The following is a 24852-nucleotide window of genomic DNA, read 5'->3' on the forward strand; positions in this document are numbered from 1 at the left end:
CCCGAGGAGATCGCGCGCTGCGTGGTGTTCCTCGCCGCCGACGAGGCCGGGTTCATCACCGGATCGACCCTTTCCGCCAATGGCGGGCAGTATTTCGTCTGACGACAGGCCGGCGCCGGGGGCCGAGACCGGCGCCCGCATGCCCGGTTTTCGGCCGGCACGGTTTCCATCCAGCGCGGCGCGTGCGATAGTCCGGCGCGGCGCGCTGCGCGCCGACACCGACTGATCAGCGAAGCGGAGCGCCCGTGCTGTCCTGGCTGTCCCTCGCTGTCCTCGCCGCGATCGCCCTGGGGTTTCTCGGCGATCTGTGGCTGCCTTTCGACCTCATCGGGCATTTCCGGCTGCATCTCGCGGTCGTCGCCGGGGCGCTGCTGATCTGGGCGCTGGCGCGACGACGGCGCGCGGCGGCATTGGCCGCGGGGCTCGCCGCGATCATCGGAATCGCCGGGTTGGGGCCGGTCTGGCGGCCGGCGACGCGGCCCGCGCCGGCGGGGCCGGTGCGCGAGGTCTCGATCCTGCTGACCAACGCCTATTATTTCAACGCGCGAAGCGCCGAGGCCGCCGCCGCGATCATTGCCCTGGACGCCGACATCGTGGTGATGCTGGAAACCCCGCCCAAGCTCGGCGCGCCGGGCAGTCCGCTGCGCCAGGCCTATCCGCATTACGCCTGGGTGCAGTCAGGGCCGCGGCGCGCCATCATGCCCTCGATCTTTGCCCGGGCGCCGATCCTGCAGGACGCGCGCGGCGGCGAATTCGGCTGGCATCCCAATCACATCCGCGTCGGCATCGACCTCGGCGGCGAATCGCCGCTGCAGGTGTTCGGCCTGCATTTTTCCTGGCCGGCGTTTTCCGGGCAGGACGTGGAGCTGCGCGACTTTCACCGTTACGGGCGCGACATGACCGCGCCGGCGGTGGTGGTGGGCGATTTCAACGCCGCGCCATGGTCGCACGCCGTGCGCCGCGTGGAGACCGTCACCCGCACGCGGATCGTCGGCGGGCTGCGCGGCGCCTGGCTCGGCGGCGGCAATTATCTGCGTGCGCGGCTGCCGCAGGCGCTGGGGCTGCCCATCGATCACGTGCTGCTGTCGGACTGCATCGGCCTGACTTCGATCGAGACCGCGCCGATTCCCGGCGCCGACCATCTGGCCGTGCTCGCGCGCCTGATCGTGCCGCTGACCGACGCGCCCTGCGCGCCGCCGCCGAGCGAATGACCCGCGCCCCACGCCATGCCGGAGCCGCCCATGACCCGCCCTGACCCGATCCCGAAATCCTCGGTCGCCCGGGCCACCGCCATCGGCGCCGTCGCGGTGCTGCTCTGGTCGCTGCTGGCGCTGCTCACGGTGCTGTCGGGGCGCGTGCCGCCGTTCCAGCTCACCGCCATGAGCCTGGCGATCGGCGCGCTGGTGGGCCTGATCTGGGCGCGCGCCGGCGGCGTGCGGCTCGGGCGCGTCCTGCGCCAGCCGCCGCGGATCTGGGCGCTCGGGGTGGGCGGCGTGTTCGGCTACCACTTCTTCTACTTCACCGCGCTGCGCAACGCGCCGGTGGCCGAGGCCGGGCTCATCGCCTATCTCTGGCCGCTGCTGATCGTGCTGTTTTCGGGCCTGCTGCCGGGCGAACGCCTGCGCGCGCCGCATCTGCTGGGCGCGCTGCTGGCCTTCGGCGGCGCGGCGCTGATCCTGACCGGCGGCGGCGAGCTAGCCTTTGACGTCGCCAGCGCGCCCGGCTACGCCGCCGCCGGGATCTGCGCGCTGATCTGGTCGGGATATTCGGTGCTCAGCCGACGCGCGGGGCAGATCCCCACGGCGATGGTGACCGGGTTCTGCCTGGTCGGCGCGGCGCTCAGCGCGGCGTTTCACCTGGCGCTGGAAGATACGGTCTGGCCGGTCGGCGCGGGGCAATGGGCGGCGGCCGCGGGGCTTGGCGCCGGGCCGCTGGGGCTGGCTTTCTATGTCTGGGACGTGGGCGTGAAGCGCGGCGACATCCAGCTGCTGGGGGTCGCGGCCTACGCCGCGCCGCTGCTGTCGACGCTGATTCTGGCGATGGCGGGGCTGACGGAGCTGACCGCGACGCTGCTGCTGGCGGCGGCGCTTATCGCCGGCGGCGCCGCGGTCGCGGCGCTCGGCTCGGCCTTGGGCGCGCGGCGCGCCGGGCGCGGCGGCGGACCCTGACGCCCGCCCCCTTTCGCAGGGGCGGGCCGTTCGCCCGCAACGGCGAGGCGTTAGTGAGTCGTGTGACTGAGGCGCGTGATCTCTTCCTTGAGGCGCAGCTTCTCTTTCTTGAGCTTGCCCACCGCGAGATCGCTGGAGCCGGGGCTGCGCTGCTCCGCCTCGATCTGATGCGAAAGGGTTTCGTGCTTCTTCCTAAGCTCGGAAATATGCGCGTCCAGACTCATCGACGTCTCCCTTCTACTAGGTTTTCCGTATTCCAAACGTAAGCATTCGATGGCGCAATGTCATCATATCAGTGATTGCAATTCTCGAGACATTTTTCAACCCTTGGTAGATCTGGGCCGCCCGGCGCGTTGCCGGCGCGGGGTCCGCGCGCCGCGAATCGCCGCGAAAATCCCGGCATTCAGGGCCGGCGCAGCAGGTCCAGCGGCGCGGCGTCGCGCAGCACCGCCCGCGCCGCGTCGGAAAAATCCTCGCCGTCGCGAAGATGCGCCGCGCCGGCGTGCAGCACCAGCGGCGGATGCAGCGCGAAGGGGCCGCGCCCGCCTTTTCGCGTCAGCAGGATCACCCGCTTGGCGGGGCGCCCGGTCCGCGCGGCCAGCGGCAGCGCCTGAATGTCCCCGGCCCGCCCGGCCAGCGGCGCGAGCATCTCCGGCAGGCGTTCGGCGCGGTGGATCATGGTCAGCCAGCCGCCGGGCCTCAGGCGGCGCAGCGCGGCGTCGATCCAGTCCGAAAGCCCGGCTTCTCCCTCGCGATGCGCGGCGTCGCGACCCGGATCATGCGCCGGCGTGGCGCCGTCGGCCGGGAAAAACGGCGGATTGCAGATCACATGATCGAAATCCAGCGCCCGCAGCGTCGATGGCGGATCGCGCAGATCGCCCATGTGAACCGTCCAGTCGACGCCGTTCAGCGCCGCGTTGCCGCGGCTGAGCGCGGCGTAGGGCGATTGCAGTTCCAGGCCGTGCAGCGCCAGCCCCGGAACCCGCGCCGCCAGGCAGAACGCCGCCGCGCCGACGCCGCAGCCAAGATCCAGCGCCCGCTGGCCCGGGCGCGCCGGACAGGCGGCGGCCAGCAGCACCGGGTCGGTGGCCGCGCGATAGCCGCGCCTCGGCTGGGTCAGCCGCACCCGCCCGCCCAGAATCAGGTCCTCGCTCGTGTCCGGCGGCGCCGGGCTCACCCGGACAGGTCGCGCAGTTCGCGTCCCAGCCCGTTGTCGCGCAGCACGGCGCGGGCCATGAACAGGTTGGCGCGCCCCACCATCAGCCGCCGGGGCAGGACGCCGAGCGAGCCTTCGAGCACGCTCGTATGGACGTCAAATTCGAAGCAGTCTATATCCTCGGCACGCAGCAGCGCCGAAGCGAAGGCGAGCAGCGTCAGGTCGTTGGTGCGTATCAGTTCCTCCATGCCTCGAGTCTTACCCGCGGCGCTCGTCCCCGTCGAGAGCGCCGGCAAAGCCCAGGAGTTCGCGGTGAGCGTATCCGGCCCTTTCGAAACCCTCTCGGCGCTGGTCGCCGAGGATCTGGCGCAGGTCAACGCGCTGATCGCCACGCGCATGGCCTCGGAAAACGCGCCGCGCATCCCCGAAATCACCGCGCATCTGGTCGAGGCCGGCGGCAAGCGCCTGCGCCCGATCCTGACGCTGGCGGCGGCGCGGCTGTGCGGCTATGGCGGGTCGGACCATGTGAAGCTGGCGGCGACGGTGGAGTTCATCCACACCGCCACGCTGCTGCATGACGACGTGGTGGATGAAAGCGGCCAGCGCCGCGGGCGGCCCACGGCCAACCTGCTCTGGGACAACAAGTCGAGCGTGCTGGTGGGCGATTACCTGTTCGCGCGCAGCTTCCAGCTGATGGTCGAGACCGGCAGCCTGCGGGTGCTCGACATCCTCGCCAACGCCTCAGCCGTGATCGCCGAGGGCGAGGTGCTGCAATTGTCCACCGCCAACGATCTGGGGGCCGGCGAGGCGATCTACCTGAAGATGATCCATGGCAAGACCGCGGCGCTGTTCGCCGCCGCCACCGAGGTCGGCGCGGTGATCGCGCGGGTCGAGCCCCCCCGAATCGCCGCGCTCGCCGCCTATGGCGAGGCCCTTGGCATGGCTTTCCAGATCGTCGACGACGTGCTGGATTACGGCGGCTCCTCGGCGAAGCTCGGCAAGAACACCGGCGATGATTTCCGCGAGGGCAAGGTGACCCTGCCGGTGCTGATTGCGGTGGAAGCCGCGAAAGCCGCCGGCGACGAGGCGGGCCTCGCCTTCTGGTCGCGGGTGATCGAGAAGCGCGACCAGCGCGACGGCGATCTGGAGCAGGCCATGGCCCGTCTCGCCGACGCAAGCGCGCTGACGCGCAGCGCCGAAGCCGCCAGAGCCTATGCCGACAAGGCTCAGGCGGCGCTCGCGGCGTTCGAGCCCTCGCCCATGCGAGAGGCGCTTGAAGGCATCGCCGGTTTCGTGGTGTCCCGGCTGCATTAGCGTCCCGGCCTGGCTGCGAGCGGACGAACATCACCCCCGCCGCGCCGCCAGAATTCGAAAGATCATCCGCATCCCGCGACGCAAGACCGGCGAAGCCAAACTGGCGATCAGCTTCCGGTCGCGTCCATCGCCGCCGCCGCGCAGGCGTGGCTCGGGGCCTTCACCACGATGGCGAAGCGGCAGTCGAAGCCGGTGTTGGTCCCGGTCTCCACATCAAGCCAGCCGCCCATCTGGCGGCACAGATTGGTGCAGAGTGCCATGGCCGGCGCGATCTCGCCGCTCCGCGGCCGCCCTGAAGCGGCGCCGGTCCGCTCCTCGTCGCCGCCCGGGGCGCTGGCCCCGGTGCGATCGGGGCCGCTGTCCCGGACCGTGACCTCCAGCGCGAAATCGCCCTCGACGGCGCCAGGCGTGGGGCGCGCGGCGCGCTCGGCGGGCAGCAGCCGCCAGGACAGGCGGATCTGGGCGCGCTCGGTGCCGGCGATGGCGTAGTCGATGATGTTGCGCAGCACCGTCTGCAGACGCGCCGCGTCGCCGACCATCTCGACCCCGGCGCCCTCGCCGCTTTCCTCGATCAGCTCCACGCCCTTCTCCCGCGCGCCGGCGCGCCGACGTTCCAGCGATTCGGCGATCAGGACGTCCGGCGCGAAGGGCAGGCAGGCGAGCGTCGCCACGCCGTTTTCAAGCCGCGCCACGTCCAGCATGTCGTTGATGCGTTCCAGCGGTCCGCCGCAGGAGGCGCGCACAACCCGCAGGATCCGCTGCTGGTTGTCGCCGAGCGGCGTGCGCGCCAGCAGCTTGGCCGCGGCGATGGCGGCGCCAAGCGGGGCGCGCAGCTCCTCGCCGAACACCGCGACGTTGCGGGACCGCGCCCTGGCCGAATCGAGCGCCGCCTCGAGCGATTCGTCGGCCTCCTTCTCGCGAAACCGCAGGTGGCTGGAGAACGTCTCGTACAGCCGCTCGACGCCGCGCTGCGCCATGACGGCGATCAGCGTCAGCGCCAGCAGGATGGCGATCCCGCCTCCGGCGGCCACGCGCAACAGGGTGCGGCGCGCCGCCACGGCCTCGGATTCCAGCGTGCGCACCGCCCGGAACTGGGCGGCGCGCAGGGCGTTGTTCGCGGCGTTCAGCACCTCGGCCAGCACCGGGCCCCGCGCCGGTTCGCTCCCGGCCGTCAGCGCCCGTGCGGCGCGCATGAAGGCGCGCGTGCGCCCGTCCAGCCGGTCGGGCGGAGCGTTGAATATCGCCTCCATGGCCGGAGAGGGATCATCGGTCAGCTCGGCCATCATGCGTTCGTGCAGGATCTGCAGCGCGTCGAGCGATTCGATGATCATGCCGCGACTGGCCTCCCAGGTCTCGGCGAGGTCGTCATGGGCTTCCAACCCGGCCTGGAAGGCGATGCGCTGGGTCATTTCCGCCTGGCGCAGGCACAGCGCCAGCGTGCGCTCCACCGACATCAGCCCCGACATGATCCCGGTGACCGCGCCAAGCACCGCAAGGACCAGCATCGCCGTCAGGGCGATCCCGGTCATATGGCGCCGGCGAAGGCGTTCGGTTTCCGCACGGAGTTGCGGCACGGGTCATTCTCCTTTGCTCACCCCGGCGAGGCGATTGGTTCGCCCGTTGGTTGTGCCGCATAGAAGCTTACGAATCGTAACGCCGCAATAGCGACGCTGCGACACTCCACCAGCCGCGCGCGGTCGCGGCGGCCGCGGCGGCCTCGGCATCGCGCTGCGCGGCGAACAGGCCAAAGCATGTGGCGCCGCTGCCGGACATCCGGGCGAGCGCGCAGCCGGGCGCCGCGGCCAGCGCCGCGCGCACCGCGGCGATCGCCGGGGCGCAGGCGATCGCCGGGGACGCCAGATCGTTGCTTCGCGCCGCCAGCCATCGGGCGAAACCGTCGAAATCCCGCCACCCGCGCAGCGGGGGGGCGACGCTCGCCCGCCCGTCGGGCGGGATCAGGCGGCCCAGCCGGGCGAACACCCGCGGCGTCGACAGCGCCACGCCGGGGTTGGCCAGCGTCATCCAGCAGGCCGGCAGGTCAGGGGCCGGGTCCAGCCGCGCGCCCACGCCGCGCAGCCGCTGCGGACGCGCCGCGACGCAGACCGGCACATCGGCCCCGAGTCCGGCGCCGATGTCGCGAAGGGCGTCGGGCGACAAGCCCAGACCCCAGAGCCGGTTCAGCGCCCGCAGCGCCGCCGCCGCATCCGCCGAGCCGCCGCCGATCCCCGAGGCCACGGGCAGCAGCTTGTCCAGCCGCAGCGCCGCGCCGCGCCCGCCCCGGCATGCGCCGTCGCCCGCGCGATCGCGCAGGGCGCGGGCGGCGCGCATCACCAGATTGTCGGGCCCGGGCGCCAGCCCCGCGGCGAACGGGCCGTCGATGGTCAGCGTCAGCGCATCCGCCGGCGCCGCGACCAGCCGGTCGCCGAAGTCGGGAAACGCCACCAGACTGTCGAGCAGATGATAGCCGTCGCGCCGTCCGGTGACATGCAGGCACAGATTGACCTTGGCGCGGGCGATCTCGGCGACCGCGCCGGGCGGCGCCCCGACGCCGCCCCCGACGCCGCCATCGCCGCGGCCATGCGGCGCGCGCCTCGGCACCCGTCAGCCGTCGGTCTTGTCATCCGCGGGCTTGTCGCCCACCGTCGCCGACTCGGTCGTTTCCGCCCGCAGCACCGCGTCAAGCCCCTTGGCGAGCTTGGCGCGGATGCGCTTGGCGTCCTTGTCCTCGGGCTTAAAGGACAGCGCCCGCTTCCACTGGAACTCGGCCTCGCGCTTGCGGCCGACCATCCACAGCGCGTCGCCGAAATGATCGTTGATGATCGGGTCCACCGGGGTCAGTTCCACCGCACGCTCCAGATGCGGCACCGCCTCGTCATACATGCCGCCGCGATACAGCACCCAGCCGAGCGAATCGGTGATGTAGCCGTCATCGGGGCGCAGTTCGACGGCCTTTTCGATCATCTCCCGCGCCCGATCGAAATTCTTGCGCAGCTCGACCCAGGAATAGCCCAGATAGTTGAGCACCAGCGGCTGGTCGGGCTGCAGGTCGAGCGCCCGGAAGAAATCCGCCTCCGCCCGGTCCCACTCGTCGCTGCGCTCCAGCGCGATGCCGCGTTCGTAGAACAGCGCCCAATGGCGGCGTTCGGGGGTCCCGATCAGGTCTATGGCGCGGGTGTAGGCCTGCGCCGCCTCGGCAAAGCGCTTTTCGCGGCGCAGGATGTTGCCCAGCGCGATATGGGCGGTGAGCGCGTCGGCGAATTCGTCCGACAGCGACTGCAGGGCGAGGATCGCCTCGGGCGCCCGGTCCAGTTCGCGCAGCGCGTCGGCGCGCCCCACCTCGGCGGGAATGTAGAAGGGCGAGCGGCGCGGCACCGAGCCGAAGCTTTCCACCGCCATCTCGTACTGGCCCTGGATTTCCAGCAATTCGGCCACCAGCAGCCGCGCCTCGGCCATTTCCGGACGCAGCGCCACCGCCAGCTGCGCGTAGAGCAGCCCGGCGCCGCCCTTGCGGCTTCGATCCTGAGACAGCGCCCCGGCGATCGAGAACATCGCCTCGGCCGCGCCCGAGCGCGCCGAGAGCACCGGCAGATTGGCGTCCTCGCCGCGATCCAGCCGCGCCAGTTCGGCCTTCAGCAGCCGATCGCCGGCGCCGGCGTCGATCGTGCGCTGATACACCGCCCGGGCCTCGTCGACGCGCCCGAGACGTTCGAGAATGGCCCCATGGGCGCGCGCCAACCGCGCGCCGGAGGCGGCGCCGTCGGTTTCGGACGTGGCGTAGGCGGCGGCCGCGCCCTCCAGATCGCCGAGCGCGGCGCGCGCCAGCCCCAGATGATACTGGCCGAACAATTCGAACATCGCGTTGTCGTCGAGCCCGAGAAACGCCGCCTCGGCGGCGCCCGCGTCGCCGCGCCCGACCTCGGCCCAGCCCTTGAGCAGCCCCAGCAGCAGCGGCGAGAAGGATTCGGCGTTTTCGTCGAGCCGCCGCAGGGCGGCGTCGAAATCCGCCTCGGCGAAGGCTTCGGTGACCAGCGTCAGATTGGACAGCCGGTGCCCCGGCGCGTTGCGCACCATGGCCCGGGCGAGGATCGCGCCATTGCGCAGATCGCCGGTCATGATCTTGAAGTTCAGCGCCTGTTCGCGCAGCTGCGCGTTGCCCGGATCAAGCGCCAGCGCCGCGGTGAAATAGCGCGCGGCGGCAGGCAGGTCGTTGCGCTGCGCCGCCTGGCGCGCCGCCAGATAGGCGCCCGCCAGACTGCGCGGCGCGGCCTCGACCGCGGGGGCGCTCAGGACCAGGCCCATGAACGTCCATTTCAGCAATGCCCATTTCAACGCCGTGATTTTCAAGCTCTGCGCCTCCGTGAATCGATCTCGCGTCAGCCTCGCGCGAATCTGAATATGGGGCGTCGGTCGCGGCGCGACACCCCTGCGCCGCGCCTGAACGCCTTTGGCGTCATCCTAGCGACCTTGCAATTTGCAACGCAACGGCGAATTCCGGCGCAAACCGCGGCCGGGACCGCCCCCCGAACGTGCCGCGCCAGCGTCGATTGACGCAACGACAGCGGCGATCTGACGCCGATTCGACCGAATTTTCGCCGTTTTCGCCGCCTCAGCCATTGCCGCGCGCCCTTTCCGGCCCATTTCGATCCTCGCCCGTCGCTGCGCCCATCAGGATGAATGGGCGCAAAGGCCACATGAGCGCCTAACTTTGAACATTCCGTGATGATGCAGTAAATGTCGCAAGTGCAAAAATGACTGAAACATCGCGGCGCTGGGGAATCATGATCGCATATCAACATCGCCGCGGCGGTCTGGCCACCACCTTCATGGCGATCCTTTTCGCCGTGTCCGGCGGGCTCGCCACCTCGGCGGAGGCCTTCGTGACCTCCGGCGGCGCGCGCATCGACATGCCGGCCCCTCAGAAGATGACCTGCAAGGACCTGGACCGGAAGCTGCAGCAGATCGACGCCACCGGATTTCGCGGCGTCCAGCCGACCCCGCGCGATCCCAAGGACATGCCGCTGCTCGACTATGAAAGCAAGGTCGCAGGCGAGTTCTACGCACGCTGCCCGTCGCACGGCATGGGCCCGGTGCAGCGTTCCGAGGTGTTCCGGGACGGCTTTCGCAACTGACGCAACCGCCCCGAACCGCCAGATCGACCCGAACCGCCGAACTGCCGAATTGACGCGCGCGATGACCTGATCGCCCCGCCTGATCGCCCCACCCGATCGCCCTGTGGGCCCGCCCAGCGCCCCCAAACCGCGACATGCGTCACGCGCCGCATCGACAGCGCGGGCCGGGAATGCGAAGTTTCGCGCCGGGCGCGCCGTGCGCCGCCGCTTGTCAGGAACAGGAATGATCATGCGCGCATCCGGCCTCTGGCTGACTCTGGGCGTGGGCGCCGCCGCTCTGGCGGTCGGGCGCGCGTCGAAATGGTGGGTGGTCGAGGCGCTCGACCTGAAGACCCGGCTCAGCGCCGAAGTGGCGCCGCCCTATTTCAACTTCGTGATGGCCTGGAATCAGGGCGCCAATTTCGGGCTCGGCAACGGGATGGGGCGGATGTTCTGGATCCTGCTGACGCTCGCGGTCTGCGCCGGGCTGATCTGGTGGTCGCTGCGCATGGGCGACGTCTGGCGACGGGCCTGCATCGGCCTGATGATCGGCGGCGCGCTCGACAACGCCATGGATCGGGCGATCTACGGCGCGGTCGCCGATTTCCTGAACGTGAGCTGCTGCGGCCTCGTCAATCCTTATGCTTTCAATCCGGCCGACATCTTCATATTCATGGGGGCGTTCGGCTTGATCCTGCGCGACGGTTCTGACAAGCAGGCCGCCTGAGCCGCGCCGGACAGGACCCGAGAAAGGAAACCGCGACCCATGCCGACCAAACGCGCGACCAAAACCTCGCATCGCCTGTTGCGCGCGGCGCTGAGCATCGGGCTCGTCGTCGCGATCGCCGCCTGCGGCGGGCGCAGCCAGCTGCGCGACGCCTTCGGCGTGACGCTGGAATCGCCCGACGCCTTCAACGTCTACCCGCGCCGGCCGCTGCAGATGCCGCCGAGCATGGCGCAGCTGCCGCCGCCCCGGCCCGGCGCGCCCAGCCCGCTGGACCCGCGCCCCGCCGCCGAGGCGCAGGCGGCGCTGGCCAATGCCGGCGCGCCGCCCCCCGACGCCATCGCGCCCAGCGCCGGCGAACTGGCGCTGCTGGGCGCCGCCGGGGCCACCCAGGCCGATCCGGAAATCCGCGCCGATCTGGCCAGCAACCAGGTCGAGGAGGGCGAATCGCGCTACGGCATGTCCAGCATCTTCGGCTACGTGATCCCGAGCTACGACGTGCGCGACCCCGAGGCCAGCCCGGTGCTGCGCCCCCGCGTCGAGACCGAACGCCTGCAGGCCAGCGGCGCCGCCGCGCCCAACCCGCCGCCGCCGGCGCCCCGGCCAAAGAGCAACGAGTGGATCTTCGGCGGCTGATCCGCCGAGCCATCCGGGCGACGGATCAGCCGCCGATGCGGGGTTTCGCCAGGCGCGCCGCGCGAAACCGGGGTTTGCGTCCGCCCGCCATCATCCGCGCCGGGCGATCGCTCCCCCCCCCCCCCGCGTCGGGGGCGCGTCGGGGGCGGGGCTATTGTTCCGACGCGAACACGGCATAGATAGAGCCACACCGTCCGCTTGACCCGCCGGGAGTTCGCCGATGATCCGCGCCGCCTTGCCTGAAGCCTTTTCAACGCCGCCGCGCGCCGTCCTGCGCGCGTTGGCCCGCGCCATGACACGCGCCATGACGCGCGCCACGACACGCACCGGGGCCAACGCCTGCGTCGCGCCGGCGCTCGCCGTTGCGACCTTGCTGGGCGCGGCGATCGCCCTGCCCCAGGGGGCGGCGGCTGCGGCGAAGGTGTCGACCTTCACGCTCGACAACGGCATGGAGGCGGTGGTGATCGAGGATCACCGCGCCCCGGTGGTCACCCACATGGTCTGGTACCGCGTCGGCGCCTCGGACGAACCGCCGCGCAAATCCGGCATCGCGCATTTTCTCGAACACCTGATGTTCAAGGGCACCGAGAAGATCCCCGACGCCGAGTTTTCGCGGATCATCGCCGCCAATGGCGGCCAGGGCAACGCCTTCACCTCGCGCGATTACACCGGCTACTATCAGCGCATCGCCGCCGACCGGCTGGAACTGGTGATGAGCATGGAGGCGGACCGGATGCGCAATCTGGTGCTCACCGAGGATCAGGTGCTGCCCGAGCGCGACGTGATTCTGGAGGAACGCAACAGCCGCGTGGAGAACAACCCCGGCAGCCTGTTCTCCGAACAGCGCGACGCGGCGCTGTATCTGAACCACCCCAACGGCATTCCGGTGATCGGCTGGCGCCACGAGATGGCGGCGCTGACGCTGGACGACGCGCTGAGCTTCTATCGCCGCTACTACGCGCCCAACAACGCCATCCTGGTGGTGGCCGGCGACGTCACCCCCGACGAGGTGAAACGGCTGGCGCAAAAGCATTACGGCCCGCTGACCCCCTCGGTCCTGCCCGAGCGCCTGCGCCCGATGGAACCGCCGCAGACCGCGGCGCGCCGTCTTGAATACCGCGACGCGCGGGTGCGCCAGCCCTATGTGCTGCGCGACTATCTGGCCCCTGTGCGCCGGTCGGGCCAGGCCCGGGCGGCGGCGCTGGAGGTGCTGTCCGAGGTGCTCGGCGGCGGCATCAATTCGCGCTTCGCCCAGGCGCTGACGGTGAACAGCAAGGTCGCGCTCAACGCCGGGGCCTGGTATGCGGCCAACCTGCGCGACATCGGCTCGTTCACGATCTACGCGGTGCCGCGCCCGGGCGTGTCGCTCGACGAGGTCGAGACGGCGCTCGACGACGCGCTGGCGGCGTTTCTGGCCTCCGACGGCCCCACGGATCGGGAACTGACCCGCATCAAGGCGATTTCGCGCGCCAACACCATCTACGCCCAGGACAACCAGCAATCGCTGGCGCAGCTTTACGGCGGCGGGCTGGCCGCCGACCTGACGCTGGAGCAGATCGAAAGCTGGCCCGACGCCATCCAGGCGGTGACCGCCGAACAGGTGATGGCGGCGGCGCGCGACCTGTTTGACATCCGCCGTTCGGTCACCGGACGGCTGATGAGCGAGGACCCGGCCCCGGATGCAGCCCCGGATGCAGCCCCGGATGCGGGGCCCGTGGACAAGCGCAGCGACGCCGCCGCAACCGAGACCGGGGGGACCAACGGATGACCGTCGCCATGACCCAAGCCATCGCCCGCGCCGCCTTCGGCCTCGCCGCCCTCGCCGCGCTGGCCGCGCCCGCGCTTGCCGCCACCGAGGTGCAGCAAATCACCTCGCCCGGCGGCATCAAGGCCTGGCTGGTGGAGGAAACCTCGATCCCCATGCTGGCCATCGAGATCGTGTTCGAGGGCGGCGCCTCGCGCGATCCGGCGGATCAGCTCGGCATCGCCAATTTTCTCTCGGGCATGCTGGACGAGGGCGCCGGGGATCTGGATTCGGCGGCGTTCTCGGCGCGCGCCGATGAAATCTCCGCGCGGTTCGGGTTTTCCGCCGGGCGGGACAGTTTTTCGGTCTCGGCGCGGATGCTGACCGAAAACCGGGACGCCAGCATCGACCTGCTGCGCCTCGCCCTGACCGCGCCGCGCTTCGATCCCGAGCCCATGGAGCGGGTGCGCAGCCAGATCCTGTCCTCGATCCGCTCCGCCGGGACCGAACCCAACGCCATCGCCGGCAAGGCGGTGCGCGCGGCGCTGTTTCCCGACGACCCCTATGGACTGCCCACCACGGGCGAGGCCGAGACCGTGGCCGCCATCGCCCCCGCCGATCTGGCGACGGCGCGCACGCGGCTGCTGAACCGGTCGCGGCTGGCGGTGGGGGTGGTCGGCGACATCACCGCCGAAGACCTGGGGCCGCTGCTCGACCGGCTGCTCGGCGACCTGCCCGACACGCCGTGGAACGCCCTGCCCCCGGCCGAATTCAGCCCGGTGCGCGGGCTGACGGTGATCCCGCTCGACACCCCGCAATCGGTGGCGACGCTGATCGAGGAGGGGCTGCTGCGCGAGGATCCGGATTTCATCCCGGCCTTCGTGATGAACCACATCCTCGGCGGCGGCGGCTTCACCTCGCGACTTACCGAGGAGGTGCGCGAAAAGCGCGGGCTGACCTATTCGGTGTATTCCTATCTTGCGCCCTACCGGCGCGCCGGGCTGCTGGCGGCCGGCGTCAGTTCCGACAACGCCCGCATCGCCGAGGCGATCGAGGTGATCAAGGCGGAATGGGCGCGAATGGCCGAGGGCGGCGTCACCGAGGACGAACTGGACAAGGCCAAGCGCTACCTCACCGGCGCCTACCCGCTGCGCTTCGATTCCAACGCCAAGATCGCCGACAGCCTCGCCGGGCTGATGCGCGCCGGCTTCACGCCCGACTATCTGACCGAGCGCAACGGCATGATCGAGGCGGTGACGCGCGAGGACATCGCCCGGGTCGCCAGGCGCCTGCTGAAACCCCAGCAGCTGCGAATCGTGGTGGTGGGCCAGCCCGAGGGGCTGGAAAGCGAAACGCCGATCCCCGGGTTCTGAGGGCGCGGCGGTCGCGAAACGCCGCCCCGAAAAAGCGGGCTGAAACGCGCGCCGCCCCGGTTGCGGGATTTGCAACAGGGGCGGCGCATGCTATCCCTTGTGGCATGAACGCGCAAAACCCCAATATCGGCCCGGGCACGCCGCCCGCGCGCCGCATCCGGCGGCTGGACGAGGCGGCGCAGAACCGCATCGCCGCGGGCGAGGTGGTGGAGCGCCCGGCCTCGGCGGTGAAGGAACTGGTTGAAAACGCGCTCGACGCCGGGGCGCGGCGCATCGCCATCGACATCGCCGATGGCGGCAAGACGCTGATCCGGGTGCGCGACGACGGCCACGGCATCGCCCGCGACGATCTGGCGCTGGCGCTGGCGCGGCACGCGACCTCCAAGATCGACGGCTCGGACCTGCTCGACATCGCCAGCTTCGGGTTTCGCGGCGAGGCCCTGCCCTCGATCGGCGCGGTGGCGCGGATGATGCTGGCCTCGCGCCTGGCCGGCGCCGATGCGGCGTGGGAAATCCGCTGCGACGGCGGCGCGCTGGCGCCGCTGGCGCCCGCGGCGCTGGCGGCGGGCACGGTCGTCGAGGTGCGCGAACTGTTCTACGCCACCCCGGCGCGGCTGAAATTCCTGCGCAGCGACCGGGCGGAAACCCGGGCGATCTCCGAAACCGTGAAACGGCTGGCCATGGCGTCGCCGGCGGTCGGCTTCACGCTGCGCGACGTCAGCAAGGGCGGCGAGGGGCGCGTGCTGTTTCGCGCCGAGGCCGAACAGGGCGAATTGTTCGACGCGCGGTTGGCGCGGCTGCGGCGGATCATGGGCGCGGATTTCGCCGAAAACGCCCTGCCGATCGATGCGGAGCGCGACGGCGTGCGGTTGACCGGCTTTGCGGCGCTGCCGACCTATTCGCGCGGCTCCATGGTGGCCCAGCACCTGTTCGTCAACGGCCGCCCGGTGCGCGACAAGCTGCTGGTGGGGGCGCTGCGCGGGGCCTATGCGGATTTCCTCAGCCGCGACCGGCACCCGGCGGCGGCGCTGTTTCTGAACTGCCCGCCCGAACGGGTCGACGTGAACGTGCATCCCGCCAAGACCGAGGTGCGGTTCCGCGAACCGGGACTGGCGCGGGGGCTGATCGTGTCGGCGCTGAAGCATGCGCTGGCCGCGGCCGGGCATCGCGCCAGCGCCACCGTGGGAATCGCCGCCATGGGCGCGTTTCGCGCCGAGGCCGCGCCGGGCGCCGACGGTCGGGACGGGCCGCGCGCCTATCAGGCGCCGCTGCAATCACCCCGGGCGCTGGTCCGTGGCCATGCGGCGCAAGCGCCGCTGGACAGGGGCGGATTCGCCGAGGCGCAGGCCGGCTGGTCGGCCCGGATCGACGCGCCCGACCCCGCCGAGGCCGGACGGCGGGATCTGCCGCTGGGGGTGGCGCGCGCCCAGTTCCACGAAAACTACATCCTCGCCCAGACCGCGACCGGCATCGTCATCGTCGATCAACACGCCGCCCATGAACGGCTGGTCTATGAGCGGCTGAAGGCGCAGATGGCGGCGCGGGACGTGCCGCGCCAGGCGCTGCTGATCCCGGAGATCGTCGAACTTGACCGCGACGACGCCCAGCGGGTGCTCGACGCCGCCGACGCGCTGGCCGGGGCCGGGCTGGCGGTGGAGCCCTTCGGCGAAGGCGCGGTCTGCGTGCGCGAGATTCCCGCCGCCCTGGGCAATCCGGATGCCGGCGCGCTGCTGCGCGACGTGGCGGACGAACTGGCGGATCTGGGGACCAGCGCGGCGGTGAGCGCGCGCATCGACGCGGTGCTGAGCCGCATGGCCTGCCACGGCTCGGTGCGCTCGGGACGCCGGCTCAGCGGGCCGGAGATGGACGCGCTGCTGCGGGAAATGGAATCGACGCCCCATTCCGGCCAGTGCAATCACGGCCGGCCGACCTATGTGTCGCTGTCGCTGGACGACATTGAAAAACTGTTCGGGCGGCGTTGAGCGCCGCCCCAATGGCGGATCGGGATCCGCCCTACAGGCAATTGCGGATGACGGCGCGGATTTGCCTCGGCCGGATTTCGCCCCAGATGACCGGCAAAGGGAGGTTCGCCATGTCTCGCATCCTGATGATCGCCCTGGCGCTGTCGCTCGCCGCCAACGCCGCGCGCGCCGCGGTTGCCGGCGACGCGCCCCGACCCGAGGCCGCCGAGCGGGTCGCGGCGCTGGACCGGCTGTTCGCATCGCTGGCGGCGGCGCCTGACGAGGCCGCGGGGCGCGCGATCGCCGACGAGATCTGGCGCCGCTGGGCCACGGGACCGACCGCGCCCGCCACCAGGCGCCTCGCCGAGGCCATGCGGCGCATCCAGGGCTATGACTTCGCCGGGGCGATCGACATCCTCGACCGGCTGATCGCCGCGCATCCCGGTTGGGCGGAGCCATGGAACCAGCGCGCCTTCGCGCGGTTCCTGCGCGACGAACCCGACTTGGCGCTGGAGGACATCGCCCGGGTGCTGGACCTGGAGCCGAGGCATTTCGGCGCGCTCTCGGGCAAGGCCATCATCCTGCTGCGCATGGGGCGCGGACAACTGGGGCAAAAGGCGCTGCGCCGCGCGGTGGCGGTCAATCCGTGGCTGCGCGAACGGGACATGCTGACGCCCGATCCCGGGCGCGACATCTGACGACGCGCGGATTCAGTCGCGCAGCAGCATCAGCATCGCCAGCGTGGTCGCCGCCACCCCGACCAGCACCAGCGGCGCGGCCCAGCCGCGGCCCGACAGGCCCTCCCACAGGATCACGAAGCTCGGCACCAGATATCCATAGGCCATGACCTTCGACGCGGGCAGGCGCAGGGCCGCGAACTGCAACAGAAAGAACGTGCCCGCGGTGGCCATCACCGCCAGATACAGCACCGCGACCCAGACCACCCCGGGCAGCGCGCCCCAATCGGTGGCCAGCAGCGACCCGTTGGCCAGCGCATAGGCGAGGATCAGCAGAAAGCCGCCCATGGTGGTCCAGAAGGAAAACGCGATCAGCGGCTCGTCGCGCTTCAGCAGCCGCACCAGCGGCGTGTAGAAGGCGTGCCCTGCGCAGCCGATGACGAACAGCGCCTCGCCCATGCCGATGTCGAGCGCCAGCAGCGCCGCGAGATCGGCGCGGAAGATCACCCAGATCGCCCCGGCGCCGCCGATGGCCAGCGCCAGCGCCATGCGCGGCGTCGCCCCCTGGCGCAGCAGCAGCCAGCCGAACAGCGCCGCCATGGCCGGGGTCAGGGTGAAGACGGCGCTGGTGGAGACCGGATCGGTGAGCCGCAGCGCCTCGAACATCAGCACGAAATAGAGCGACAGCGCGAAGCCCAGCGCCAGATAGCGCCACGGCGCGGTCAGCTGCGACCGGCGCAGCCCCGGCCCGGCGAGCGCGAAGCCCCCGAGCACCAGCGCCGCGATGAAGAAGCGCAGCGCGTTCAGCGCCGCCGGTTCGATGAAAGGCGCCGCCAGCCCGCCCAGCGAGAACGACCCCGAGATGATCGCCGCGAAAGCCAGCATGGCGAGATGCCCGCGCAGGGCCTCGCGCCGCCCCGCCGCCGCCGCCGACGACGACGACGACGCCGGCGCGGCGACGATCTCGGTCATGGCGCCGGTCCGCCCGGGGCTATTCGGGGGTGATCCGGCTGATCTTGGACCCCTCGATCCCCAGCCCGGCCATCAGCCCCGACTGGTTGAAGATGATGGCGTAGACATCCTGGCTCAGCGTGGTCGAGGACATCTTCGCCGCCAGCCCTTCGTCCATGACCACGACGCTGGGCCCTGTGCCGATCTCCCAGCCCTCGGACTGGTCCAAGAAGGCGAGGGCTTCCTGGTTCATGATGAACAGCGCATAGCCGTAGGTCTGCGCCCCGGCCTGCAACCCGTAGGACAGGGCGATGGAACTGTAATAGCCGATGGTCTTGCCGCCCTGGCGCAGGGCGCCCTCGCCGAAGGCGCCGCCGACGATCAACCCGCCCTTGACGATCTTGGGAAACACCAGGATGCCGGCGGCCCGCTTGGCAAGCTCCCGGGCCTCGGAGTTGTGCGCATACAGCACCTTCAATGCGCCGTTCACGGCGGCGTCGATTTCACCGGCGCTGGCGGCGCGCGCGGCGCCGGGGGTCGCGTTGAGGGCGCCAAGCGCCAGCAGCGCGAAAGCGAGGGATTTGAGCAGGCGGGTCATGCGGGGGATCCTTTTCGTTATTGGTCTTCGGCCCGCCCATGCCACGCGATCAGGCGGAAGCGGCGCGCGCAGCTTCGGCAATGACGGCCGCCCTGTCCAGAGCGACCGCCGGAAACCCCGCATCCGTCCGGCGCGCCCCCGAACACGCCCCCGAACACGCCCCCGGACCCTACCCCGAAACCGTCACTCCGCCGCCTGCGCCGCGGGGTTGTTGGGATGCGTTGTCCAGTTGGCGTAGTCGCCGGACACCACCTTGCCGGTGCGCGGGTCGGTTTCGCCCGGGGCCATGCGCTCCATGGTGATGCAGTTTTCAACCGGGCAGACGCTGACGCAGAGGTTGCAGGCCACGCATTCCGCGTCGATCACCTCGAACCCGCGCGCCCCGTCGATGCTGTCGGCGATGGCCTGATGCGAGGTGTCCTCGCAGACCGCGAAGCAGCGCCCGCATTTGATGCACAGATCCTGATCGATCTTCGCCTTGGCGATGTAGTTGAGGTTGAGGTGCTTCCAGTCGGTGACGTTGGGCACGGCGCGCCCGATCACGTCGTCGAGCGTCGCGTGGCCCTGCGCGTCCATCCATTCCGCCAGGCCGGTCTTCATTTCCTCGACGATGCGAAAGCCGTAGGTCATGGCCGCGGTGCAGACCTGCACGTTGCCCGCCCCCAGCGCCAGGAATTCAGCCGCGTCGCGCCAGGTGGTGACCCCGCCGATGCCCGAGATCGGCAGGCCGGCGGTGTCCGGATCGCGGGCGATCTCGGCCACCATGTTGAGCGCGATCGGCTTCACCGCGGGGCCGCAAAAGCCGCCATGGGACCCCTTGCCGTCGATGCTCGGTTCGGGGCTGAAATCGTCGAGATTGACCGAAACGATGGAATTGATGGTGTTGATCAGGCTCACCGCGTCGGCGCCGCCGGCCTTGGCCGCGCGCGCCGGGTAGCGCACGTCGGTGATGTTGGGGGTCAGCTTCACGATCACCGGCATGCGCGAATATTGCTTGCACCAGCGGGTGACCATCTCGATGTATTCGGGCACCTGCCCGACGGCCGCGCCCATGCCGCGTTCGGACATGCCGTGGGGGCAGCCGAAATTCAGCTCGATGGCGTCGGCGCCGGTGTCCTCGACCAGCGGCAGGATGTATTTCCACGCCTGCTCCTCGCAGGGCACCATCAGCGAGGCGATCAGGGCGCGGTCGGGATAGTCCCGCTTCACCGCTTTCATCTCGTCGAGATTGGTCTGCAGGGGGCGGTCGGTGATCAGCTCGATGTTGTTGAGCCCCAGCAGGCGGCGATCGGCGCCCCAGATCGCGCCGTAGCGCGGGCCGTTGACGTTGACCACATGGGGGTCGAGGCCCAGCGTCTTCCAGACCACGCCGCCCCAGCCGGCCTCGAAGGCGCGGCGCACGTTGTATTCCTTGTCCGTGGGCGGCGCCGAGGCCAGCCAGAACGGGTTCGGGGATTTCACGCCCACGAATTCACTGCGAATGTCAGCCATGTCTCAGCCCTCCATCAGCTTGGCGTGGATGTCTTCGGCGGCGTCGCGCCCCTCGGCCACCGCGGTCACGGTCAGGTCCTCGCCGCCTGCGGCGCAATCGCCCCCGGCCCAGATGTTTGCGCGCGACGTGCGACCCGGTCCGGTGACCGCGATCTTGCGCCCGTCAAGCTTGAGCCCGGCGACCGGGATCAGCGTCTGGCCGATGGCCTTGAACACCTGATCGGCGGGGATGACGAAGGTCTCGCCGAGCCCTTTCAATCCGTCCGCGCCATCCTCGGTGTATTCGAATTCGACCCCCGTGGCGCGGCCCTCGCCCAGCACGCGCACCGGCTGGGCGTTGAGGCGGATCACCACCCCGGCCGAGGCCGCGAGATCCTGTTCGAAGGCCGAGGCGGCCATCTTGTCGCGCCCGCGCCGATAGACCAGCGTGACGTTTTCCGCCCCGAGGTGGCGGGACTGGATGGCGGCGTCGATGGCGGTCATGCCGCCGCCGATCACCACCACGTTGCGTCCGATGGGCAGCGTGGCGAGGTCGTCGCACTGGCGCAGCTCGGCGATGAAATCCACCGCGTCGCGCACGCCCTCCATGTCGGCGCCCGCGGCGCGCAGCGCATTGACCCCGCCCAGCCCGATGCCGAGGAACACCGCGTCGAAATCGGCGCTCAGCGCATCGAGCGACAGCGCATCGCCCAGACGTTCGCCATGGCGGATCACGATGCCGCCGATCGACAGCAGCCAATCGACCTCGCGCTGGGCGAAATCGTCGGGGGACTTGTAGGCGGCGATGCCGAATTCGTTCAGCCCGCCGGGTTTCTCGCGGGCGTCGAACACCGTGACGTCATGGCCCTTCATGGCCAGACGGTGGGCGCAGGACAGCCCGGCCGGCCCGGCGCCCACCACCGCCACGCGCTTGCCTGTGGCCTCGGCGCGGGCGAAGGGATGCGCGCCGGCCGCCATCAGCGCATCGGTGGCGGCGCGCTGCAGGCGGCCGATCTCCACCGGCTGGCCCTCGGCGGTTTCGCGCACGCAGGCCTCCTCGCACAGGGTTTCGGTTGGGCAGACCCTTGCGCACATGCCGCCCATGATGTTCTGGGCGAAGATGGTCCTGGCTGCCCCCGGCGCGTTGCCGACGGCGATCTGTCGGATGAACATGGGGATGTCGATATCCGTCGGGCAGGCGATGGTGCAGGGCGCGTCATGGCAGAAATAGCACCGGTCCGCGGCGACCAGCGCCTCATGCCGGGTCAGGGCCGGGTGCAGATCGGAAAAATTGGCCTCGATTTCCGAGGCGCTGAGGCGGCCGGGCGCGATCCCCGGCGTCAGGCGCGCGTGCGTCATGTGACTCTCCCTGTCGACTTATCGCAGCGTCCACCTTGGCAGGGGTCGGTTTTTTTATCAATTGATAAAATATATCGGTTGGTAAATTTTTCGAGCCGGGCCGACACGGCGCCCGACGCAGGGCGCGGCGATCGGGCGCGGGGCTCAGTCGGGGCCGCGCCGCTGCGCCATGTGGGTGAGGCGCGACCAGCAATTCATGCTCATCATCTGGCAATAGGCCACCGACAGCGCGCCTTTCTTGCGCAGATCCAGCAGCGCGTCGTCATCAAGACTGTTGAGCTTCTTTTCATTGACCACGTGAAAATCCGTGAGCCGGAGCTTTTCGCCGTCGGGCATCTCGATCTCGCCCTGCTGCTCCATCAGCAGCCCGGCATCGCGCAGCGCCGCCACCGCCATCTCCGTGCTCAGCGCCTGACGCTGGAACGCCATGCAGAATTCCAGCGCCGCGTGGGCGGTTTCGGTGGCCTTGTCGTCACTGTCGAACAGCTTGGGTTCGGCGTCGCGCGACACCCGCGTCGAGGCCACGTCGACGCAGAGCATCACCTGATCCTTGTCCCCGTTCATGCGGCTGAGGATGTAGGGGTAGCGGCGCACATAGGCGGGGATGTAGGCGCCGCCGATCCACGCGCCGTCGGATTCGACGAACAGGTTCTGGTTCTTGCGCAGGCCCAGCACCGCCACCGGCCCGAAGGCCTCGCCGCTGAACACGATGGGATACCAGACCCCGGCGCGGGCGAATTCCGAGATGTTGACCGGCGCCGCGTTGACCTGCGCGGCGAAGCCGTAGCCGTCATGGGGCCCGACGCCGAGCCCGGCATGGCGGTGGGCCTCCAGCGCCTCGGGCTTGCGGTAGAACAGCGGCGACACGGCGGGCTTGGCCTGGGCGTCGGAACCGGTTTCGGCAGGCTTGTCACTGTCGGGCACGGGAGGTCCTTTTCAAGGTCGGCCGGGGGGGAAGGTTCAATCAGCCTCCCTTGTAGAGGAGGACGCCCCGGGCGCGCAATCGCAACGGGACTGCGCCAGCGCGAAAGCGGGGTGCGGGGCGCTCAGGCGCCCCGGTCGGTGAAATCCGGGTGCATGGTGTCGGGATGCGTCGCGTTGGCCTTGCGCAGGGCGGTTTCCAGATCGCCGGCCAGTTCGGCGCGCTCCTCGGGGCTGAGAAAGGCCCCCAGCTCGATGCGCCGGCCGCCGCCGCGCAGCGTGAGGTAGTTTTCCGGGCGGCCTTCGGGGTCGAGCTTCAGCTTCACCCAATAGGGGTTGGCCTCCCAGCGGCGCGCGGCGCCGTCGGGTTCGCGCCGCTCCACCACGATCAGGTCGGGCCAGAGCGTCAGCTCCTCGGTCAGCCGCCCGTCGCGGTAGTTGCGCATGAGAAACCACCACAGCAGCGCGAAGGCCCCGATCGAGAACGGCGCCACCGCCAGCGCCACGGCCGAGCCCAGAAAAACGATCACCGGCAGCGCCAGCATCACGCCGGCGCCGGCCATCAGCAGCCAGAATCCCCGCGCCGACAGCGACCGGTTGGGCCAGAGCAGCACCTGATAGATCGGCGGATCGGAACGGCCAACGGCCGGGAGATCCCCGGCCGCTGGCATGTTCTGGTCGCTGGGGGTCATGAAATCGCGGTCATGGCCGCCCGGGTCCGCGGTCAGTGCGAGCCCTGCTTGTCCCACATGTCGCGGGTCGGCAGGGTCTCGAAGGTGTGCGCGGGCGGCGGGTTGGGCAGGGTCCATTCCAACGTGTCCGCGTGTTCGCCCCAATAGGCGTTCTCGGTGATCTTCTTGCCCTTCGTCACGGTGTACCAGACGATGTAGAAGAACAGCAGGAACGAGGCGCCCGACAGGAACGCGCCGTAGGAGCTGACCTCGTTCCACAGCGAGAACTGCTCGGGATAGTCGATGTAGCGGCGCGGCATGCCCTGACGCCCGAGGAAGTGCTGCGGGAAGAAGGTGACGTTGGCCCCGATGAACATCATCCAGAAATGGATCTTGCCCAGCGTCTCGGGATACTGGCGCCCGGTCATCTTGCCCATCCAGTAATACATGCCGGCGAAGATGCAGAACACCGCGCCCAGGCTCATCACATAGTGGAAATGCGCCACCACGTAATAGGTGTCGTGATAGGCCCGGTCGACGCCCGCCTGGCTGAGCACCACGCCGGTGACCCCGCCCACGGTGAACAGGAACAGGAACCCCATGGCCCAGAGCATCGGCGTCTTGAAGGAGATCGAGCCCCCCCACATGGTGGCGATCCAGGAAAACACCTTCACCCCGGTCGGCACCGCGATCACCATGGTCGCCAGCATGAAGTAGCTCTGCTGGGTGTAGCTCAAGCCCACCGTGTACATGTGATGCGCCCAGACCACGAAGCCGAGCACGCCGATGGCGATCATCGCGTAGACCATCGCCAGATAGCCGAAGATCGGCTTTTTCGAGAAGGTCGAGATCACGTGGCTGATGATGCCAAAGCCCGGCACGATGATCATGTAGACTTCCGGATGCCCGAAGAACCACAGCAGGTGCTGGTAGAGCACCGGATCGCCGCCCCCCGAGGGGTCGAAGAAGGTGGTGCCGAAATTGCGGTCGGTGAGCAGCATGGTGATGGCCCCCGCCAGGACCGGCAGCGACAGCAGGATCAGGAAGGCGGTGACGAAGATCGACCACGGGAACAGCGGCGTCTTGTGCAGGGTCATGCCCGGCGCCCGCATGTTCAGGAAGGTGGTGATCATGTTGATGGCGCCGAGGATCGACGAGGCGCCCGAAAGATGCACCGCGAAGATCGCCAGATCCATCGAATAGCCGCCCTCGGTGGTCGACAGCGGCGCATACAGCACCCAGCCGACGCCCGAGCCGAGCTGGTCGTTGCCCCCCGGCGACAGCAGCGAAGCCACCGCCAGCGACGATCCGGCCACATACATCCAGTAGCTGAGATTGTTCATGCGCGGGAACGCCATGTCCGGCGCGCCGATCATCAGCGGCATGAAGTAGTTTCCGAAACCGCCGAACAGCGCCGGGATGACCACGAAGAACATCATCAGGATGCCGTGGCCGGTGATCAGCACGTTCCACAGATGGCCGTTCGGGGTGATCCCGTCATCCATCAGCATGTACTGCACGCCGGGCTCCATGAGCTCCAGCCGCATATACATGGTGAACGCCACCGACACGAGCCCGAGCACCGACGCGGTGATCAGGTAAAGGATGCCGATATCCTTGTGGTTCGTCGAAAGGAACCAGCGCGTGAAGAACCCCACCTTGTGGTGGTCGTCATGCGCGTGCGCCGTTGCGTCGGCCATATGTGCACTCCTGCCGCAAATTCTCGTTTCCGGGACACCCGGCACGCGGGCGATCCTCATTGCATTGGAACGGGTTTAGCCTTCTCCCGCCCTCACGACAATATTCCTTTCGGTCGCAACCAAATTTCCCGACCGCGCGCAACGGTCCCGGATGCCCCGGGGGCGCCACGCATGTTAGGCGCCCGCGCATGAAAAAGCCACGGGGCGTTTGACCCGAATTTAGCGTGAAACGCCCCCGTGCCCATGCGCCAACCCGCGCGGGCCCCCCGGGGGGTCGCCGCCCGCGCCCGGCCCCGGGCGCCCCGCCGATTTTTCGGCCCA

Annotated in this window: 24 protein-coding genes; 11 read left to right on the forward strand and 13 right to left on the reverse strand. The window is 69.9% G+C overall.

Features of this window, described 5'->3' with window-relative positions:
- From AC1HC7_RS01565 to yddG, 3 genes are all read left to right on the forward strand, one after another.
- The coding region (locus AC1HC7_RS01565) for an SDR family oxidoreductase (RefSeq protein WP_479495673.1) at positions 1-102 on the forward strand (102 nt) is incomplete at its 5' end.
- A gap of 143 nt (positions 103-245) precedes the next feature.
- Positions 246-1211, forward strand: a complete 966-nt coding sequence (locus tag AC1HC7_RS01570) for an endonuclease/exonuclease/phosphatase family protein (protein ID WP_479497775.1) — start codon at positions 246-248, stop codon at positions 1209-1211.
- 30 nt (positions 1212-1241) lie between these two features.
- Entirely contained in the window at positions 1242-2168 is a 927-nt protein-coding gene (yddG, locus tag AC1HC7_RS01575) for an aromatic amino acid exporter YddG (RefSeq protein ID WP_479497776.1), read from the forward strand.
- Positions 2169-2218: 50 nt separating this feature from the next.
- On the opposite strand, the gene AC1HC7_RS01580 is transcribed toward yddG, so the two are convergent.
- From AC1HC7_RS01580 to AC1HC7_RS01590, 3 genes are all read right to left on the reverse strand, one after another.
- Positions 2219-2392: a DUF465 domain-containing protein gene (locus AC1HC7_RS01580; RefSeq protein WP_479497777.1), complete on the reverse strand. Its 174-nt coding sequence runs from the start codon at positions 2390-2392 to the stop codon at positions 2219-2221.
- A 179-nt stretch (positions 2393-2571) separates the two neighbouring features.
- Complete coding sequence (locus tag AC1HC7_RS01585) at positions 2572-3345, reverse strand: tRNA1(Val) (adenine(37)-N6)-methyltransferase (protein WP_479497778.1); 774 nt, start codon at positions 3343-3345, stop codon at positions 2572-2574.
- Complete coding sequence (locus tag AC1HC7_RS01590; RefSeq protein WP_479497779.1) at positions 3342-3572, reverse strand: putative signal transducing protein; 231 nt, start codon at positions 3570-3572, stop codon at positions 3342-3344. Before AC1HC7_RS01590 ends, AC1HC7_RS01585 begins: the two co-directional genes overlap by 4 nt.
- Before the next feature lie 64 nt (positions 3573-3636).
- On the opposite strand from AC1HC7_RS01590, the gene AC1HC7_RS01595 reads away from it, so the two are divergent.
- Entirely contained in the window at positions 3637-4638 is a 1002-nt protein-coding gene (locus AC1HC7_RS01595) for a polyprenyl synthetase family protein (RefSeq protein WP_479497780.1), read from the forward strand.
- Between the two features lie 107 nt (positions 4639-4745).
- On the opposite strand, the gene AC1HC7_RS01600 is transcribed toward AC1HC7_RS01595, so the two are convergent.
- The 3 genes from AC1HC7_RS01600 to AC1HC7_RS01610 form a co-directional block, all read right to left on the reverse strand.
- Positions 4746-6212, reverse strand: a complete 1467-nt coding sequence (locus tag AC1HC7_RS01600; RefSeq protein WP_479497781.1) for a sensor histidine kinase — start codon at positions 6210-6212, stop codon at positions 4746-4748.
- Between the two features lie 67 nt (positions 6213-6279).
- Entirely contained in the window at positions 6280-7155 is an 876-nt protein-coding gene (locus AC1HC7_RS01605; protein ID WP_479497861.1) for a 4-(cytidine 5'-diphospho)-2-C-methyl-D-erythritol kinase, read from the reverse strand.
- An 84-nt stretch (positions 7156-7239) separates the two neighbouring features.
- The gene (locus AC1HC7_RS01610) at positions 7240-8982 is read right to left on the reverse strand and encodes a tetratricopeptide repeat protein (protein ID WP_479498585.1); all 1743 of its coding nucleotides are present in this window, start codon (positions 8980-8982) and stop codon (positions 7240-7242) included.
- Positions 8983-9416: 434 nt separating this feature from the next.
- Between AC1HC7_RS01610 and AC1HC7_RS01615 the strand changes: the two genes are divergently transcribed.
- From AC1HC7_RS01615 to AC1HC7_RS01645, 7 genes are all read left to right on the forward strand, one after another.
- Complete coding sequence (locus tag AC1HC7_RS01615; protein WP_479497783.1) at positions 9417-9767, forward strand: hypothetical protein; 351 nt, start codon at positions 9417-9419, stop codon at positions 9765-9767.
- A 229-nt stretch (positions 9768-9996) separates the two neighbouring features.
- Complete coding sequence (locus AC1HC7_RS01620) at positions 9997-10473, forward strand: signal peptidase II (RefSeq protein WP_479497784.1); 477 nt, start codon at positions 9997-9999, stop codon at positions 10471-10473.
- A gap of 39 nt (positions 10474-10512) precedes the next feature.
- Positions 10513-11106, forward strand: a complete 594-nt coding sequence (locus AC1HC7_RS01625; protein ID WP_479497785.1) for a DUF3035 domain-containing protein — start codon at positions 10513-10515, stop codon at positions 11104-11106.
- Between the two features lie 304 nt (positions 11107-11410).
- A complete protein-coding gene (locus AC1HC7_RS01630) occupies positions 11411-12874 on the forward strand; it encodes a M16 family metallopeptidase (protein ID WP_479497786.1) in 1464 nt (487 codons plus the stop codon).
- Between the two features lie 8 nt (positions 12875-12882).
- Positions 12883-14223, forward strand: coding sequence for a M16 family metallopeptidase (locus AC1HC7_RS01635; RefSeq protein WP_479497787.1), 1341 nt, complete (start codon positions 12883-12885; stop codon positions 14221-14223).
- A 104-nt stretch (positions 14224-14327) separates the two neighbouring features.
- Positions 14328-16205, forward strand: coding sequence for a DNA mismatch repair endonuclease MutL (gene mutL / locus AC1HC7_RS01640; protein WP_479497788.1), 1878 nt, complete (start codon positions 14328-14330; stop codon positions 16203-16205).
- A gap of 110 nt (positions 16206-16315) precedes the next feature.
- A complete protein-coding gene (locus tag AC1HC7_RS01645) occupies positions 16316-16882 on the forward strand; it encodes a tetratricopeptide repeat protein (RefSeq protein WP_479497789.1) in 567 nt (188 codons plus the stop codon).
- A gap of 12 nt (positions 16883-16894) precedes the next feature.
- On the opposite strand, the gene AC1HC7_RS01650 is transcribed toward AC1HC7_RS01645, so the two are convergent.
- From AC1HC7_RS01650 to ctaD, 7 genes are all read right to left on the reverse strand, one after another.
- Positions 16895-17833, reverse strand: coding sequence for a DMT family transporter (locus tag AC1HC7_RS01650; protein ID WP_479498586.1), 939 nt, complete (start codon positions 17831-17833; stop codon positions 16895-16897).
- A 19-nt stretch (positions 17834-17852) separates the two neighbouring features.
- On the reverse strand, positions 17853-18410 hold the full coding sequence (locus AC1HC7_RS01655) for a lipid-binding SYLF domain-containing protein (protein WP_479497791.1): 558 nt from the start codon (positions 18408-18410) through the stop codon (positions 17853-17855).
- A 183-nt stretch (positions 18411-18593) separates the two neighbouring features.
- Complete coding sequence (gene preA, locus AC1HC7_RS01660) at positions 18594-19901, reverse strand: NAD-dependent dihydropyrimidine dehydrogenase subunit PreA (protein ID WP_479497792.1); 1308 nt, start codon at positions 19899-19901, stop codon at positions 18594-18596.
- 3 nt (positions 19902-19904) lie between these two features.
- Positions 19905-21239, reverse strand: a complete 1335-nt coding sequence (locus AC1HC7_RS01665; protein WP_479497793.1) for an NAD(P)-dependent oxidoreductase — start codon at positions 21237-21239, stop codon at positions 19905-19907.
- A 144-nt stretch (positions 21240-21383) separates the two neighbouring features.
- On the reverse strand, positions 21384-22163 hold the full coding sequence (locus AC1HC7_RS01670) for a SapC family protein (RefSeq protein WP_479497794.1): 780 nt from the start codon (positions 22161-22163) through the stop codon (positions 21384-21386).
- A gap of 122 nt (positions 22164-22285) precedes the next feature.
- Positions 22286-22852 carry a DUF2244 domain-containing protein gene (locus tag AC1HC7_RS01675; protein ID WP_479497795.1) on the reverse strand — a complete coding sequence of 189 codons (567 nt, stop codon included), beginning with the start codon at positions 22850-22852 and terminating at the stop codon, positions 22286-22288.
- Positions 22853-22884: 32 nt separating this feature from the next.
- Entirely contained in the window at positions 22885-24531 is a 1647-nt protein-coding gene (gene ctaD / locus AC1HC7_RS01680) for a cytochrome c oxidase subunit I (protein WP_479497796.1), read from the reverse strand.
- Between the last annotated feature and the right edge of the window lie 321 nt (positions 24532-24852).

The sequence above is a fragment of the Oceanicella sp. genome, from assembly GCF_056449545.1.